This is a genomic window from Actinokineospora enzanensis DSM 44649 (assembly GCF_000374445.1).
Lineage (GTDB): Bacteria > Actinomycetota > Actinomycetes > Mycobacteriales > Pseudonocardiaceae > Actinokineospora > Actinokineospora enzanensis.
Map to the genome: position 1 here is coordinate 32,284 of NZ_KB894412.1, position 15,993 is coordinate 48,276.

At 68.5% G+C, this 15,993-nt stretch carries 14 protein-coding genes; 7 read left to right on the top strand and 7 right to left on the bottom strand.

Annotated elements, in window-relative coordinates:
* Positions 1-172 precede the first annotated feature (172 nt).
* On the top strand, positions 173-1,504 hold the full coding sequence (locus C503_RS0114300) for a glycosyltransferase 87 family protein (protein WP_018682898.1): 1,332 nt from the start codon (positions 173-175) through the stop codon (positions 1,502-1,504).
* Between the two features lie 77 nt (positions 1,505-1,581).
* Positions 1,582-3,366, top strand: a complete 1,785-nt coding sequence (locus C503_RS0114305; RefSeq protein WP_156893209.1) for a hypothetical protein — start codon at positions 1,582-1,584, stop codon at positions 3,364-3,366.
* Here C503_RS0114305 and C503_RS44540 read toward each other — a convergent pair.
* The 4 genes from C503_RS44540 to C503_RS0114320 all read right to left on the bottom strand — a co-directional run bounded on the left by C503_RS44540 (position 3,353) and on the right by C503_RS0114320 (position 5,206).
* Positions 3,353-3,541: a DUF397 domain-containing protein gene (locus tag C503_RS44540; RefSeq protein ID WP_084477110.1), complete on the bottom strand. Its 189-nt coding sequence runs from the start codon at positions 3,539-3,541 to the stop codon at positions 3,353-3,355. The genes C503_RS0114305 and C503_RS44540 overlap by 14 nt on opposite strands.
* Positions 3,538-3,915 (bottom strand): DUF397 domain-containing protein, encoded by a 378-nt coding sequence (locus C503_RS0114310; protein ID WP_018682900.1) that lies wholly within the window; start codon positions 3,913-3,915, stop codon positions 3,538-3,540. Before C503_RS0114310 ends, C503_RS44540 begins: the two co-directional genes overlap by 4 nt.
* Before the next feature lie 146 nt (positions 3,916-4,061).
* A complete protein-coding gene (locus C503_RS39330) occupies positions 4,062-4,334 on the bottom strand; it encodes a DUF397 domain-containing protein (protein ID WP_063710798.1) in 273 nt (90 codons plus the stop codon).
* Positions 4,331-5,206, bottom strand: a complete 876-nt coding sequence (locus tag C503_RS0114320) for a helix-turn-helix domain-containing protein (protein WP_026316306.1) — start codon at positions 5,204-5,206, stop codon at positions 4,331-4,333. Before C503_RS0114320 ends, C503_RS39330 begins: the two co-directional genes overlap by 4 nt.
* Before the next feature lie 571 nt (positions 5,207-5,777).
* On the opposite strand from C503_RS0114320, the gene C503_RS0114325 reads away from it, so the two are divergent.
* Entirely contained in the window at positions 5,778-6,596 is an 819-nt protein-coding gene (locus C503_RS0114325; protein WP_018682903.1) for a helix-turn-helix domain-containing protein, read from the top strand.
* A gap of 103 nt (positions 6,597-6,699) precedes the next feature.
* Positions 6,700-7,242: a Chromate resistance protein ChrB gene (locus tag C503_RS0114330; protein WP_018682904.1), complete on the top strand. Its 543-nt coding sequence runs from the start codon at positions 6,700-6,702 to the stop codon at positions 7,240-7,242.
* On the opposite strand, the gene C503_RS46785 is transcribed toward C503_RS0114330, so the two are convergent.
* From C503_RS46785 to C503_RS45920, 3 genes are read right to left on the bottom strand one after another with little or no spacing between them, the layout of a single operon-like run.
* The gene (locus C503_RS46785; RefSeq protein ID WP_169514541.1) at positions 7,221-8,495 is read right to left on the bottom strand and encodes a hypothetical protein; all 1,275 of its coding nucleotides are present in this window, start codon (positions 8,493-8,495) and stop codon (positions 7,221-7,223) included. The two genes, C503_RS0114330 and C503_RS46785, sit on opposite strands and share 22 nt — an antisense overlap.
* Complete coding sequence (locus C503_RS0114340) at positions 8,488-10,554, bottom strand: NACHT domain-containing protein (protein ID WP_156893210.1); 2,067 nt, start codon at positions 10,552-10,554, stop codon at positions 8,488-8,490. The genes C503_RS46785 and C503_RS0114340 overlap by 8 nt, the downstream gene beginning before the upstream one ends.
* A 24-nt stretch (positions 10,555-10,578) precedes the next feature.
* Complete coding sequence (locus C503_RS45920; protein ID WP_156893211.1) at positions 10,579-10,812, bottom strand: hypothetical protein; 234 nt, start codon at positions 10,810-10,812, stop codon at positions 10,579-10,581.
* 127 nt (positions 10,813-10,939) lie between these two features.
* Between C503_RS45920 and C503_RS0114345 the strand changes: the two genes are divergently transcribed.
* The 3 genes from C503_RS0114345 to C503_RS0114355 all read left to right on the top strand — a co-directional run bounded on the left by C503_RS0114345 (position 10,940) and on the right by C503_RS0114355 (position 15,951).
* Positions 10,940-13,174, top strand: coding sequence for a sensor histidine kinase (locus tag C503_RS0114345; protein ID WP_026316307.1), 2,235 nt, complete (start codon positions 10,940-10,942; stop codon positions 13,172-13,174).
* Positions 13,159-13,830 (top strand): DNA-binding response regulator, encoded by a 672-nt coding sequence (locus tag C503_RS0114350; RefSeq protein WP_018682907.1) that lies wholly within the window; start codon positions 13,159-13,161, stop codon positions 13,828-13,830. The genes C503_RS0114345 and C503_RS0114350 overlap by 16 nt, the downstream gene beginning before the upstream one ends.
* A 261-nt stretch (positions 13,831-14,091) precedes the next feature.
* Positions 14,092-15,951 (top strand): S8 family peptidase, encoded by a 1,860-nt coding sequence (locus C503_RS0114355; protein ID WP_018682908.1) that lies wholly within the window; start codon positions 14,092-14,094, stop codon positions 15,949-15,951.
* The last annotated feature ends 42 nt before the right edge of the window (positions 15,952-15,993 follow it).

Sequence of the window (15,993 nt, forward strand, 5' to 3'; positions counted from 1 at the left end):
CCATCCACGGACACCGACGTCCGCTGGGACGTGGTTCAGCGCTGTCTGCTCAACGCGCGCGAATACTACTCACGACCGGCCCCCGACCCCTATTTCGTCCTTTGTGGACCAGGACCGGGCCGGGCAGCGGGGCTTGCCGCCGGGCCCGGCGCGGGGCACTAAGGTTCTTTGCATGTCCGCCCAGGTTCAATCCGACATCGAGTCACCCCCCGCACGGCCGGAGCGCGTACTGCCCGGGTCGGTGGGGTGGCTGGTCTTGGGCGGACTGGCCCTGCTGGCCGCGATCACCGGCTTCCACGCCTGGTTCGACATGTGGACGCGGTACGCCGACTCGGGCCTCGGCGACTTCAAGTCCTACGTCGCCACCGGCCAGGCCGTGCTCGACGGACAGGCCCTCTACGACCCGAGCAAGGCGAACCTGCCGATGCTGGGACACACGTTCAAGTACACACCGTTCGCGGCCGGGCTGTTCGTCACGCTGGCAGTACTACCGGCGAAGATACTGCCCGCGTTGGTGCAGTTCTCGAACATCGCCCTGATGCTGGTGGTCATCTGGTTCGGCTGGCGCTCGCTCGGCTACCGCAAGGACGCGGGCACGGTCGCCATGACCGCGCTACTCGGCGCCGTGAGCCTGGCAATGCAACCGGTGCAGTGGAACATGGTGTGGGGCAACGTCAACATGTTGCTGATGGCCATGGCCATCGTGGACGTCTGCCTGCCCGACAGGAACCGGTTCAAGGGTGTACTGCTCGGCCTCGCCGCCGGGATCAAGCTGGTTCCCGGCATCTTCATCCTCTACCTGCTGCTGACCAAGCGCTGGCGCGCGGCGATCACCGCGATCGTGACGTTCCTGGTCACCATCGGTCTCGGTTTCCTGGTCCTGCCGGGTGAGGCCCGCTACTTCTGGCTGAGCGGTGTCACCGACCCCGACCGGGTCACCGGCGCGGGCGGCACGGAGCTGCCGGAGAACCAGTCCATCCGCGGCGCGGTCGCCCGGCTGCTGGACGTGACGGACCCGACGAACGCGCAGTGGATGCCCGCCGCCGTGGTGATCGGCCTGGTCGGGCTGGTGGTCGCGGTGCTGGCGAGCAGGCGCGGGCAGGAGTACCTGGGCGTGAGCGTCGTCGGGGTGACGATGGTCCTGGTGACGCCGCTGGCCTGGTCCCACTACTGGGTGTGGTTCGTCCCGTTCCTGGTCCTGGGCGTGCACTGGGCGTTGTCGGCCCGGCGCGTGCTGCCGTGGGTGCTCATCGTCATCGCGTACGCGCTGGTGCTGCCGTGGCCCGCCGACCACAAGTTCGACCTCCCGGAGCCCGGGTTGATCTTCCTCGACACCGGTCACCCCTGGCTGTCGGAGGTGTTGAGCTCACTGTCCGTCATCATCGGCGTCATCCTCCTCGCCGCCGCGACCGTGGCCGTGTTCCGCACCCGACGCCCGGCACCCGTCGTCCACACGGAGCCCACGGACCCCGAACAGACGACCATCATCGAGCGGATCAGCTGACCCCTGCCCGGAGAGGCAGTCCGCACCGCCCTCCGCGACGTCCGCCCAGGCCCCTGACCTGCACGGACAATCGCGGTGTGAGCCGTAGGGAGCGTCCCCAGCACGGCGCAGGCCAGCGGCACCCGCGACCCGCGCCCACCCCGCGCGCGGCCCCCACCCGGTCGGAGTCGGTACTGCGATTGCAGCGGACGGCCGGGAACGCGGCCGTCCAGGGCCTCATGGTGCAGCGGGTAGAGGACACGCTCGGGCAGAAGGTGGCCGCCGGGAAGTTCCAGGAGGTGCTGCTCAACCTCAACGGCCGTGCCATGGACGACATGCTCGCCCAGCTGGACGTCCTGGGATTCGCCAACGCCAGCTACCTCCTCGCCAACCTCGGCACCGCGTCCGGCCTCGGCCCGCAGGCGGTGGCCCGGCTGGAGGCGGCCATCCGCACCATGGGCATCCGCCAGACCGGCGTCACCGACCAGCTGCTCACCCCGCTGCTCGACGCCGTCACCCGCTCAGGCGTCCGCAAGCTCCCCGACCAGCTCGACGCCATCCGCCGTCGTGTCCCGTCCCCCGGCGGCGGCTGGTCGAACCTGCTCAGGCAGCAGCTCGCCATGGCCGACCTAGGCGAGTTCCTGGTGCTCAGCGCCGCAGACAACGTCTTCCGCGTCCTCGACTTCCTCACCGACCTGCCCACGGCCCTGGGCGGCCTGGACGAGAAGCAGCTGCGGCTGTTGATCTCGTCCGCCAAGGCCGCCGACCGCTACGACGGCGAGCGCATCCGATCGGGTCTGGATGCGGCCTGGCGGTCCCGGTTCCCGCAGGTGGCGCCGCCGTGGCCAAAGGCGCCGGAGGCAGGCGGCATGAATGTCGCGGCGATGTCGACCGGGGACAAGCTCGCCGAGGCCATCCGCCGCGCCGAGAAGTACGGCGGGGCGGAGCTGCAGGGCAAGGTCGCCGACCTGCTGACCCCGCAGGCCATCGCGATGATGATCGGCACCACGGTGCTGTTCGCGGTCCTGGAGGGCAGCACGGCTGGCGCGGCCGGGGTCGCGTTGGTCGCCCTGTCGGCGCTGATGGTCGGCCCGGAGATCTACCAGATCGTCGGCGACATCAACGGCTTCATCTCGACCGCGGTCGGCGCCCAGGACGAGGCCGCGCTGGACCTGGCGGGCCAGTACTTCGCCAAGGCCGCGGTCGCGATCAGCGTGGACGTGCTGGTGGCGGTCCTGCTGCACAAGCCCACCCGGGCGGCCACCCCGAAGATCCAGTCCGCGGCCCGCGCGGCGGGCGAGTTCCTGAAGACGGCGAACAAGAACGACCTGGTCCCGGCACTGGCGATGGCGGGTGAGACGCCGCAGTTCGTACAGGCCCCGCCGGAGCGGCTGTCGGAGCTGCGGAAGCGGGCCGTGACCGACAAGGCCGCCGCCGAGGCTCTGCTGGACCGGTACCACAAGATGTCGGACGCGGAACTGCGGAAGCTGGCATCGAGAGACGAGACGGCCAAGGCGGTATTGAGGCAACGGACCAGCCCGAACGACGCCGACCTCGCGCGGGCGTTGGGGAGTGAGTACCGGCCGCCGCACACGGCGAGGGTGACGATCAAGCGGGGTGGGGCGCAGGTATTCGAGGGGGTGCTGAACTCGGGGAACATGACGGCGGAGGAGGCGGCGATCGGGTACCCGCGCAACTCGCTGGCGACGCACACCGAGGCGCGGGCGGTGGCGAACCTGGAGTACCAGGCGGGGGACGTCATGACGATCATGGGCCAGTACGACCCGTGCCCGTCGTGTCGGGGCGCGATGGCGGCGGCGGCGCGGCGGGCGGGGATCAGGATCAACTACACGTGGCTGGGCGGCTCGGTCACCTTCCCGTGAGCCGGACAGCCCGGAGGAAAGTCGTGAACGCGGCACGGTTGAAGATCAACTCTGTCTGGCGGCTCTTGGTGTCACGGACACCGGCTTCGTGCCGCGTGATCGCCAGCTCCACACAGGCGTTGCCGCCACCGCCGGAGAAGCTGCTGGTCCGCCACCTGCGCGGGGCTGCGCTCACCGCTCGCCCGTGAGCTGGGCCGCCCAGCGGACGAAGGCGTGGCCTCGGGGGCCGGGGAGTTCCAGGACCGGGCCGGTGGTGTTCTTGGAGTCGCGGATGCCGAAGAGATCCGGGGTCTGCGCGACCTCGACGCAGGAGCCGCTCTCGCCACCGCTGAAGGTCGACTTGTGCCAGGCGACTTCGACGCAGGAACCGCTCGCACCGCCGCTGTAGGTGGACTTATGCCAAGCCAACTCGACGCAGGAACCGCCTTCGCCACCGCTGAAGGTGGACTTGCGCCAGGCCAGCTCGATGCACGAGCCGTTCTGACCACCGCTGTGGCTGGACTTGCGGAATGTCGCGTCCTGCCAGGCTGAGCCTTTGTCGTCGGCCATTCTCTGATGGTGGCACGAAAGTTGCCGAGACCGAGACGGCCAAGCGGGGGACGGCGGTGGCGCCGGGACTGTGGCATTCTCCAGGCAGGCGCCTGCACGCACGGTCGTCCCGACCCACCGCTTCTGGGTCGGGACGACCGTCGCGATCAGCCGAGAAGGCGGCCAGCGCGCACTGCATGCACGAACGCGAGTCCTTGGGCGCCAGTCAGCTCCAGGACTGGACCAGCGGCGTTCTTGGAGTCACGGATGCCGAAGAGATCCGGCGTCCGTGCGACCTCCACACAAGAGCCGTTCTCGCCACCGCTGAAACTCGACTTGCGCCAGGCCAGCTCGACGCACTCGCCGTTCTGGCCACCGCTGAAGCTCGACTTGCGGAACACCGTGTCTGTCCAGGTGGCACGGTTACTGTTGATCATCATTTCACCTCCCTCATTGCCCTCTCGATAATCCCACGCGAGTCACGCGGGTTCGCCGCCATGCCACGGAGCCTGCCGAGCGCCCGCCGGTACTCGGCGACCTCGGATGGCTTGTCGAAGTACTTGCCGCCGGTCAGCATCTCGATGTAGACCAACCCAAGATCGTCCTCCACATCGGGCGGGAACGTCATCAAGGTGAAGGTGCCACAGTCCTGCGCCGGGTTCGGCCCGGCGTCATAAGGCAGGATCTGGATGTCGATACGAGGGCGCTCCATCAACTCCAGCAAGTACTGCAACTGCGCGCGCATGGTCTCGGCATCACCACGCTGCCGGTACAGCACTGACTCGTCCATGACCGTTGCCACGTGGACGTGGCCGAGGATCTTCTGGCGCCCCATCCTTACCTCGACCAACTGCCGAACCTGCACGTCTGTCAGGTCCGGGTTCCCCCGGATGACCGCCTCGGCATAGTCCTGCGTCTGGAAGAGGCCACGCACCACCACACTGTCAAAGCTGGAGAGTTCGGCGGCACTGGACTCCAGGCCCAGGAACAGGTCGAACCAGCTCGGGACCTTGCCGGACAGCCCGCTCCACCAGTTCCGCGCCTTGCGGGCCGCCGAGTGCAGCTCCAGCATGAACGGGATGCGGTCCTCCTTGCCGTAGAGGCCGAGCAGGATCTCCAGATCCGTCGCCGGTGGCAGGGTCGATGCCTCGATCTTGCTGATGTGCGCCGTGGTGCGCTTGACCCGCTTGGCGGCATCGCCTTGCGTCAAGCCCGCTTCCTCGCGCCAACGGCGCAGCGACAGCGAGATCGCCCGCTTGAACAGCGCGGGGCTGCCGGACTGTAGGGACTTGGGGAGACCAGACTCGTTCACGTCGCTCACCTTCCGCGCACTTCCCCAACCGGTCCGCAGGCTTCACCCGATCGGACGAGGTTCGTTGAATTGACATCGTTGAGTTAACAGTAGACATTCTACATGGGCTGATTTCAACCGGCCCGCCAGGAGCGTCGGGTTGCAGGCGCCAGGCTCATCCCGGCGCTCCTGGTCCAACCCGACGACGGCGCGGGAGGCGTCATGTCCTTCTCCCCCAAGGCTCCCGGCGGCCCGGCGAGTATTCCGACCAGGGCCGTCGAACTCCAGCCAGAAACGGGGTGTGCGTGAAAGTTCCTCCGTTGCGGTCATGGAAACGCTTCGGTTGGCCGCGTGATCCGGAGGGCTGGTCGATTCCCTGCCACGACGAACAGGGGCGTCGGGCGCGGCTCGAAGTGTCCTTGTCCGCCAAGGGGATCCGCGTGCACTGCACCCGTCCCGGTCCCTGGATCCTCTCCCCATTACTCACCGGCCGTTTCCGTGCCGCGCTCCGCGATGCCGGGATCACGTTCTCGCTCGCCGATCCCGATGACGATTCCCGTCCCAAGCCCGCCGCGTAACCCCAGGACTTCCCATGCACCGCACCCGTTACCGCCGCACCGCCACCCGACTCCGTGCCCTGCGGGTCGACTCCGGTCTCAACGCCACCACGCTCGCCGAGCGGCTCGGGTGGACGTCGTCGAAGATCAGTCATCTGGAGTTGGGGCAGCGGCGGGTCACCGCCGATGATGCCGCCCGCTATCTACACGCCCTGGGCGTCGACTTCGACGAGGGGCGGGCCATCCTGGACGACCTCGACCGCGACGCCCAGCCGCACTGGTGGTGGCAACCACAACTCGACATGCCCGCGACCTGGTGCGAGGCCGTCGACCTGGAGTCCCGCGCGGACAGCGTCACCATCTACGCGGCCGCGCTCATCCCGGACCTGGCCCAGACCCCCGACTACGCCAAGGCCGCCCTCGCCTGCCAACACCCCACCCTCACCGAACCCGACCTGCACCGCCGCGTCGGCCTGCACACCAGCCGCCAGCTGTCCCTGCTGAGCCGGGCCTCCGTCGACATCACCGCGATCATCGACGAATCGGCCCTGCACCGCCGCCTCCTCGACCCGCGCCAGGAACGCGCCCAACTCGCCTACCTGCGCACCCTCTCCCCCCGCGTCACCTTCCGCGTCCTCCCGCTCGGCCCACCCCACCCCGGCATGATCACCGGCCCGTTCACGCTGCTGACCTTCCCGCACGAACCCACCAGCGTGCACACGGATGGCAACCACCCCACCATCGAGGAACGCGACCGCGTCGCCCTCTACACCGCCACCGCCGACACACTCCGCGCGTCCGCCCTCACCCCGGCCGACTCCCTGGCCTTCCTCGACTCACTGACCGTGCCCTGATCCCGCTTGTCCTGGCAGCGCACCAAGCTGGTGCTCGGGGTGTTCCGGTAGCCACCTGGTTGGCCGATGCGGGGTGGATGTAACAGGCGCTACTTTCGTGGTTGTGACCGAGAAGGCGCGCTGGCAAGTACTGGTGGTCCGAGTCCCCGCCGAACCCTCCAAACACCGGGTCGCCGTCTGGCGGGAGTTACGCCGGATCGGGGCGTTGTCGCTGGGACAGGGGACGTGGGTCGTGCCTGATGCGCCCGTGTTCGCCGACGGCGTGACCAAGGTCGTCGAGCTGGCCGAGCGGGGTGAGGGCGAGGTGACGGTGCTCGACGCCTCCGGGCGGTCCGAGGCGGACGCTACTCGACTGTCCACTTTGTTCACTGCGGAGCGGTCGGAGGAGTGGGCGGAGTTCCTGGCGGACTGTGGGAAGTTCGATGCCGAGATCGACAAGGAGATCGGCAAGGGGAAGTTCACGCTGGCCGAGTTGGAGGAGGAAGAACAGAGCCTCGACCGGCTTCGGCGCTGGCACCGGGACATCCATACCCGCGACATCTTTGGTGCGCCGGAGGTCGGCGAGGCAGACGAACGGTTGGAACACTGCGCCACCCGACTTGCCGAGTACACGCAGCAGGTCTTTCAGGCACTGCACCAACTCTGAAGCGCCCGCAACCGCTTGCGCGTCGCCGCCGACATCCGACCAACGGCTAGGGCCTGTTCCAACGCGGCCTCCAACTCGGTCCGGTACCCAGTCCTGATCAACAGATCCGCCGCTGTAGTGCCCGCTCCCACATCCTCGCCATGGTGCACCGCTACATTCAGCCAGATATTTGCTGCCTGCGGCAGAAGTCCCGATCTCGCCAGGCACTCGGCCGCGTCAAGGCGCACGATGGCGGAAAGGTCCTCGGCGAGGATGTCCCGCACGATAGAATCCGCGACACCCGCGCCGCGATGGTCCAGCATCATGACCAGCGCATCGTCCAACCGTCCGTCCTCGACATGTATGGCGTGCCTGAAAGCCCGAGCCAGGAGTTCGTTCGCCTCTTCGGTCCGTGCTGCCGACCGGAGTATTGACGCCAGCAGCGGCAGGTCCGAGTACTCGCAGTCGTCGATGCGATCGAGGATGGCGGACATCAGCTCCGCAGGCGGTGGGTACCATTCCGCACCCATCATTACCAGCACATTCAGCGGCGGCCGCTCCTTGATCACCCCTCGCATCAAGGCGGCCGACTCGTCGAACCGACCCGTGCGATGAAGCAGGCCCACAAGCTGAGCGCGTAGCGCGGCTGGACGTCCCTCGGCGTCGGCCAAGACGGTGGCGGTCCCATTGGCCAAGGTGGTCAAGATCCAGGTGACACGCCTGTAGTCAGGCTTGCTCATCGGACGGGATGCCAGCAACATCGTTGTGATCTGGCGTGCCTCAGTGTGGAAGCCGTTGTAGACCAGCCAAGTCGCGATCCGCCCGGTGCGGGCCTGGGACATCTCCCAGTTGTCCAAGACCGCCCTCATGAGTCGGTCCGCATCGTCCTCACCAGTCACCACGACGTCGAGCAATTCCTGGATCTCTTTGGCATCCACGTGGGACAGGCAGGTCCAGGCCAGGTCCACCGCAGCAGCCTTGTCCACGTCAAGTAGCGCCCGTACGGCGACGAGTTGGTACGCTGCATCCGGCGGGGTGCGCTCGACGACTTCGCTCACCGCCGTGGCTCCCCCCACTTCAAGCAGTGCGCGCGCAGCATCGCGAAACTCCCGTTCGGAACACTCCGTACTTAGGGCGTTCCGGGCGGCCCAGGTCGCGTCTTCACACATGCCAAGGGCGGCGAGCAGGCTGCTCAGCATCGCCCAGTCAAGGCGGAAGTCGTTCAGGGAACCCGCCCAGAAGTCCCGGGACTTCCGCGCCACCGGCTCAGTCACCGATCCATCGGGTATGGCGATCAGCCCGTCCCGCACGCGCGGGTCGGCGCGAAGCGGCACCATCACCTCCCGTAGAAGTGCACGCGTCGCGTCCACGAAGTCGGCGTTCGCCAACACGGTGGCGATGCCGATGACAATCGTGTAGTCCGTCGCCGACGCCCCGCGCCAGCCGCATGAGCGGCTCCTCCACCAGGTCTCGGGCACCCAGCCTGATCAGCCCTTCCACCACCCGGTGGTGATCGTCCGGTTCGCCCTCCTCGATCCGGTCGAGCAACCATCGAACCGCTGCCTCACGGTCGGCCAGGGCACCGGCCACGACGGCCGCCTCGATCCGGCTCTTGGTGGATAGATCGATGTCGTCGCGAATCCGGACCACACGATCGAGCACGAGGTCCCGGTGGGCCCCAATACCGATGAGCACCTCGCGGATCTTCTCCGCCTCTCTGCTGCCAGAAAGGCCTGAGATGAGAAGCAGGTGAACCAGCCGCTGCACGACCTCGGCGGCGAGGTCCCGGGCCACCGGTATGTCCTCGGCCAGCAGTCGCCCGGCCAGCAGGACACTGTCGTGATCTTTGTCGAGCAGCCTGTGGAAGACCTTGGCGATGTCGTTGCCCTGCGCGCCCCAGAGCACGAACGCGAACACGGCGTAGCCCTGGCTGGCTTCCAGCAGACCCTTGGCGATCCAGACGTCCATGGACGAGAAGTCCGGGCCGATGTCCCGCGCAAGGTGGCGGGCGGCGAGAAACTCGGCGAACGACTGGTGGGAGAACGACAGGTCGTCATCGTCCCGGGCGAACACGCCACTGCTGCTCAGCAGAGCGCGCAGATCCTGCTCCCAACCCGGTGGACGTTCGGTGCGGTTCGCCGCGATCCATGCAACCGCAGCTGGCAGCGCCGACCCGCCGATGCCCACGTGCCCCACAGCCGCACGTTCAATGATCTCCACCCGGTGGTCGTCCATCCAGATGGCGAGTGCGAGTCGGTCGGGCTTGTCGGCGAGGGTGCGGCGGAGTTCGTCGCGGGTGCGGCGGCCGCTTGCCTCGTCCGTCAGCAGGTAGTCCATGAACCGCTGGTAGAGGCTGGCAACACTGCGCGGCAGTTCGCGGTGCGGTTCCAGTGTGTGCGCGATGGCCGCAATGGTTGCCAGCAGAGGGTTACGGACCAGATCCCGCAGCTTGCGGTCGCGCACTTGGCGAACGAAGTCAGCCGCACGGGTCTGCGCGGTCAACGGGTCCTGTGCACGGAACCAGGCACCGGCGAACTCGTCCAGGTCCTGTTCGCGGAACGGCTGGATCGTGTACGACTCCGCGCCCACCTCCTTGAACGGTTCCATCTCCTTCTCGGACAGTGGCCGGGTCGTGACCACGATCCGGTAATGCTCCGATCGGCGCATCTGCGACGTGATCGCGTGGATCACCTGACCCCGCACCTGCCGGTTGGCGATCTCGTCCAACCCATCGATGAACACCAGCCAGCGCGCACCGAACGCACTGTGGGCGAACAGGGCCGGGTCGGGCGGGCTGGTCAGCAACCGGCCGACCGCGTCCCGCACGCCTGCCGCGATCGACTCGCTCCACGAGCGGTCCTCGGCCAGCGCACGCGCCGGTACGCGAACAGCCAGGAAAGGCTCGTCCAGCGGAGGCGACGCCGCTTCCGCCCCAAGCCAGTGGTCGCAGATCCGTTGTACGTACATGTGGCCGAGCGTGGACTTGCCCGCGCCAGGCTCCCCCAGGATCACCACATGACCGCCCTGGTTCAACGCCTCCGCGACCGACAGCTGCCGGTCGCCGCCCTCGCGGATGCGTTGCTGGACATAGACCTTGGCCAGTTCGGGCCGTCGCACACCCAGTAGCCGGTAGGGCAGGGTGTCGACCGCCTCTCGCTGGGCGATCAGCAGGTCGGCGAGCCCGGGGGTGATCTTCGGCAGGCGCCACCAGTCGATCAGCGGCGGGTAGGTGGCGGGGTCGACCGGGCCGACCACCACACGGTCGATCCGTTCGGCCTGCACGATCGTGCCGTGGATCTGCTCGGCATGGACCTCGTTGTGCCCCACACGCACCCCTTCTCCAGCGGGTACGAAACTTTACCTGGGACTGCCTGCCTCCTGCGGGCGAACCGCCGGGGGTGGTGTCGGACGTGCTACCGAGGTCGGCGTTTGCACGGGAGGAGCGGCGCACGCGACCGCGATCAGCACTATCCCGGTCAACGCGAGGGCGGCCGCGAACCGGCGGTCGATGCCGAAGCGCATCCAGAGCAGGACTACCAGGGCGACCAGTGCGGGCCACCAGGGGATGAACCAGACGTGTTCGGCTTCCACCCCAACAGTGGACCAACACCACATCCGTGTTCGCGTACTGCGAACAACCCACACCGGCCGATAGGCCAAATGAATGAACAGTCGGGCATCGGCAAACGCTCGACGTCACGCGGTCGATACCGGTTACGTGTCAACGGGCAGCGTCGAGCGGCTCCTGGGTGATTTCCGCTACCGCTATGTCGGGACCGCGCGGGCGATCATCGCCGTGCTGAGTGCCGCGGTAGCCGTACCCGTGGCGCCGTGGGACGGGCGGACGGTAACCGGGGTGCTCGCTCTCGCGTTGGTGACGTGGCAGGTCGTCTACCTGCCGCAGACGCGGATGCGGCCCGGCTGGTGGGTGCTGCCCGCGGACTTCGCGCTGGTGGTCGGGCTCGCGCTGACACAGCGGTGGACGGTGCCGCCGGAGTATCTGACGTCCGGGTTCGGGTGGGTCAGCGTGGTCGTGTCGATCACCGTCATCGCCTACCAGTGGCACTTCCGGCGGCTCGCGGGCGCGGCCGGGGTCACGGTCCTGCTCGCGGCGGCCTACGCGATCGGGGCCGGGGTGGCGATGCCGGAGACGCCGGGGGTGGGGGTGCCGCTGGCGTTGTGGCTGCTGGTCGAGGGGGCGTTGTCGCGGGGGTTGTTCGAACTGGTGCGCAAGGCGGCGCGGCACGCGGATCTGGCCAGTACGCGGAACGAGCGGGCGCGGACCGATGCCGAGAGTGACCGGATGATGCGGGCCGACGACGAGGAGTACCTGGCGACGCTGCACGACACGGTGGCTGGCACGTTGCAGTGGGTCGGGGACGGGGTGTTCGACCGGCCCGCGCGGTGGCTGTCGGAGCGGGCGCGGTCGGATCTCGCGCAGGTGGCCGGGACCGTCCATACGGGAGTGTCGGTGGACGCGGGGGCGTTCGCCGAGATGGTGGGGGCGGTGGCGGCGCAGGCGGTGACCAAGGTGAACCTGGTCGTGCAGGTGTCGCGGTCGTTGCGGGAGCGGGTGGCGTCGGCGTTGTGCTGGGCGATGCGGGAGGCGTTGGCGAACGTGGCCCGGCACGCGCGGGTGGACGTGGCCGAGGTTGCGGCGCGGGAGACCGAGGCGGCGGTGGTAGTGACCGTGGTCGACCGGGGGGTGGGGTTCGATCTGGCGACCGTGCCCGCAGACCGGCATGGGTTGACGCGTTCGATCCGGGAGCGGATGCGGCGGGTGGGTGGGGCCGCGCGGATCGAGTCGGGGCCGGGCGCGGGTACCACTGTGCAGCTCACCTGGCCGGAACGCGAGGAGACGCAACGCGAGGAGCCGTTGAGTGCCCGGCGGTTGCTGCGCGGGCTGCGGATCGCCACGGTGTGTATCGCGACCGCCGTCCTGGTCGGTCGCAGCACGCCGACCCTGCTCGCGAACCTCGACGTCTACCTCTCTCCTGCCGGGGAGATCGGCGGCTACGTGATATTGCTGGCGGTCGCTGCGGTTACCGCGTTCGCCATCGTCCGCGACCTCTCTCTGGGACCGTGGGCGCCCGCGTTGGCCGTGGTGGTCCTGGCGGTGTCCATTGTCGCCACCGCCGGGGTGCCGCCCGAACACCTGATCACGCCGGTGCACTGGAGCTACGAGACGGTCGGCTGGTTCGCCACCGCTGTGCTTCTGCACCGCCCGTTGCGGGAGCTTCTCGCGTTCCAGGCCACGTTCCTGACGTGCGCATTGGCCCAGGTTGCGCTCGCCGGGCAGTTCGACCAGCCCACGCTGGCGCGGCTGATCACGATCTCGGTGGCCATCATCGGTTTCCAGGTCACGACCGGCGCCTGTGGACAGTCGCTGTCCGCGCTGGCGGCCGAGGCGGACGCGGAGACCGAGCACGCGGACGAGCTGCGCGCCCGCAACGAGATCGAGGAACAGCTGCACGCCCGGCGGCGCGCCCGGCACGCGGACCTGATGCCGACCATCGCGCCGCTGTTGTCCGGACTGGCCGATGAGAGCCTGGACCCAGGCGATGAGTCCGTGCGTAAGCGCTGTCTGGTCGAGGCAGCGCGGGTGCGCCGATTATTGGCCGAACGTGGAGACGACGACCCGGTGTCGGCAGAGCTGCGTCCGGGGATAGAGCAGGCGGGGCGTAGGGGCGTGGTGGTGGATGTGGTGCTCGCGGGGGCACGACCGACACCGCCGCCGCAAGTCGTGCGTGAGCTGACGGAACCGATCCTGGTAATCCTGTCCTTGGCACGGACCTCCGCGCGGATCACCATCGACGGTGCGGCGGGGCGGGTGACGGCGAGCGCGCGGGCCGACAGCCCGCCGGTCGACCTGCTCCGGCCGGACGGGCTGACCATGCACGTCGACCACTTCGACGGCCTGACCTGGGTGGAGGTCGGATGGACCAGCGGGTGATCACGGTGGTCGTGGTGGACGACCACCCGGTGACCAGGGCCGGGGTGGCGACCTGGCTGGCCGCCGCCGACCCGCCGATCCGGCTGGTGGCGGCGGGCGCGTCGGCGGCGGTGGCCTGGGTGCCGCCGGGCGGGGCGGCCGATGTGGTGGTGTTCGACCTGATGCTCGTCGGCGGCATCCCGGCCTATCGGGAGCTGACCCAGCTGGTGGCGAACGGGCGGCGGGTCGTCGTGTACTCGCAGCGGACGGACGAGGAATCCGCGCTGCGCTGCCTGGAGATCGGCGCGAGCACGTACATGACCAAGGGGGAGAGCGAGGACTACCTGGTCGAGGCGATCCGCGCAGCAGCAGCGGACCGCCCCTTCGTCTCACCGACGCTCGCCGGGGCGATGGCCGCAGACCACGCGGACAACCGGCCCCGGTTGAGTCCGCGCGAGAAGGAGATCCTGCTCGCTTGGTTCCGCAGCAGCAGCAAAGCCATGGTGGCGCGGCAGAAGGGCCTGCGCGAGAGCTCGGTGAACAGCTTCATCGAACGGGCCCGGATCAAGTACGCGGAGGTCGGTCGGGACGCGCCGACCAAGGCGGACCTGGTCAAACGGGCGCTGGAGGACGGGCTGATCAGCCTGGAGGATCTGGACCGACCCGCCGGAAAATGAGCGGGGTACAGGTTCTATTCACTGTATTGCAGCCGGTTTCGGATGGTTGTTCCCGGCACCGTGAACACCCGTGAACGTTCCGGGTTGCCATTCCTGACAATCACTCTGACCTGCATTTTCACTGCTGAACGGTCCGTTGGGAAGCGTTCCGGCTTGTCGCCGGAATTAGCCGAAAAGCACTGTTCGATGCGGTGGAGCGGGTGCCGCTGGGTGGGTGGGTCACCCGCATCCACAACCCTGCGAAGTGAGGATCCACAGCACATGAAGAAGCGACTCTCGCCGAGAACCACAACCGTCCTGGTCTCGGTCGCCGCGGTGGGCGGGCTGGGGCTCGCGGTGGCACCCCCGGCGCTGTCCGCCGAGTCCGCCGCGCAGCCCGCGCTGATCCGCGACGCGGGCTCCGCCGACGCGATCGCCGGCCGCTACATCGTCGTGTTCAAGGCCCAGGGGCAGGGCCTGCAGGCGGTGTCCGCGGCCGCGACGTCGATGGCGCAGCGGTACGGCGGCACGGTCCAGAACACCTACGACGCCGTGTTCAACGGGTTCTCCGCGACCATGTCGGCGGACGCGGCCGCGAACGTGGCGCGCGACCCGGGCGTGCAGTACGTACAGCAGGCGACCCGCGTGCGGATCGCGGACACCCAGAGCAACCCGCCGAACTGGGGCGACGACCGCATCGACCAGAACGCCCTGCCGCTCAACCAGACGTACAACTACCCGGCCAACGCGGGCCAGGGCGCGCACGTGTACGTGCTGGACACGGGTATCAACCCGAACCACGTGGACTTCACCGGGCGCATCCTCCCCGGCTATGACTTCGTGGACAAGGACAACGCCCCGACCGACTGCCACGGCCACGGCACGCACGTGTCCGGCACGGCAGTGGGGACTACCTACGGCGTGGCGAAGAAGGCGACCGTCACCGCGGTCCGCGTTCTCGACTGCGGTGGCAGCGGATCCAACGACAACATCATCGCGGGCCTGAACTGGGTCAAGACCAACGCCGTCAAGCCTGCCGTCGTCAACTACAGCGTGGGTTGCTACCAGCGGTGCAGCGACTCCACGATCGACAACGCGGTGAAGTCCCTCATCGCGAGCGGCATTCAGTGGGTGCAGGCGGCGGGCAACGCCAACGACAACGCCTGCTACTTCAGCCCGCAAAAGCTGCCCGAGGCCATCACGGTCGGCAACGTGAGCCGCACCGACGCGCGCAACGGCACCAGCAACTACGGCTCCTGCCTGGACCTGTTCGCGCCCGGCACGGACATCGTCTCCGCCGACTACCGCACCAACACCGGTACCGCCACCATGACCGGCACGTCCATGGCCTCCCCGCACACAGCGGGCGCGGTCGCGGTGTACCTGGGGCAGCACCCGGACGCCACGCCCGCGCAGGTGCGCGACGCGTTGGTGAACAACGGGACCACCGGCAAGCTCACCGGTATCGGCAGCGGGTCGCCGAACGTGTTGCTGTACACCGCGTTCATGAACGGCGGCACCAACCCGGACAACGTCACCGTGGCCAAGCCCGCCGACCAGACCGCCACGGTCGGCACGCCGTTCTCGCTGACCAACTCCGCCACCGGCGGCACCGCCCCGTACACGTGGTCCGCGACCGGACTGCCGGACGGGCTGACCATCGCCACCGACACGGGCACGGTCAGCGGCACGCCGACCGCCGCGGGCACGTCGAACGTGACCGTCACCGCCAAGGAGAGCGGGGGCAAGACCGGCACGGCCACCTTCGCCATCACCGTGTCCCCCGGCGGCGGCGGTACCTGCGACGCAGCCACCAACGACACGGACTACCCGATCGCGGACCTGTCCACCGTCGAGAGCAAGGTGACGCTGTCCGGCTGCACGGGCAACGCGTCGGCCACGGCCACGGTCGCGGTGGACATCAAGCACACCTACATCGGTGACCTGATCGTCACGCTGGTGGCGCCGGATGGCACCGCCTTCGTGCTGCACAACCGCATGGGCGGCTCGATCGACAACCTCGTCAAGACCTTCACCGTGGACCTGTCCGGGGAGGCCCGCAACGGCACCTGGACGCTGCGCGTGGAGGACGCCGCCGCGGTGGACATCGGCAAGATCGACAGCTGGACGCTGACCACGTAGGTCACGCCCGTCCCGCGCCCGGCGAGCCCTGCACTCGCCGGG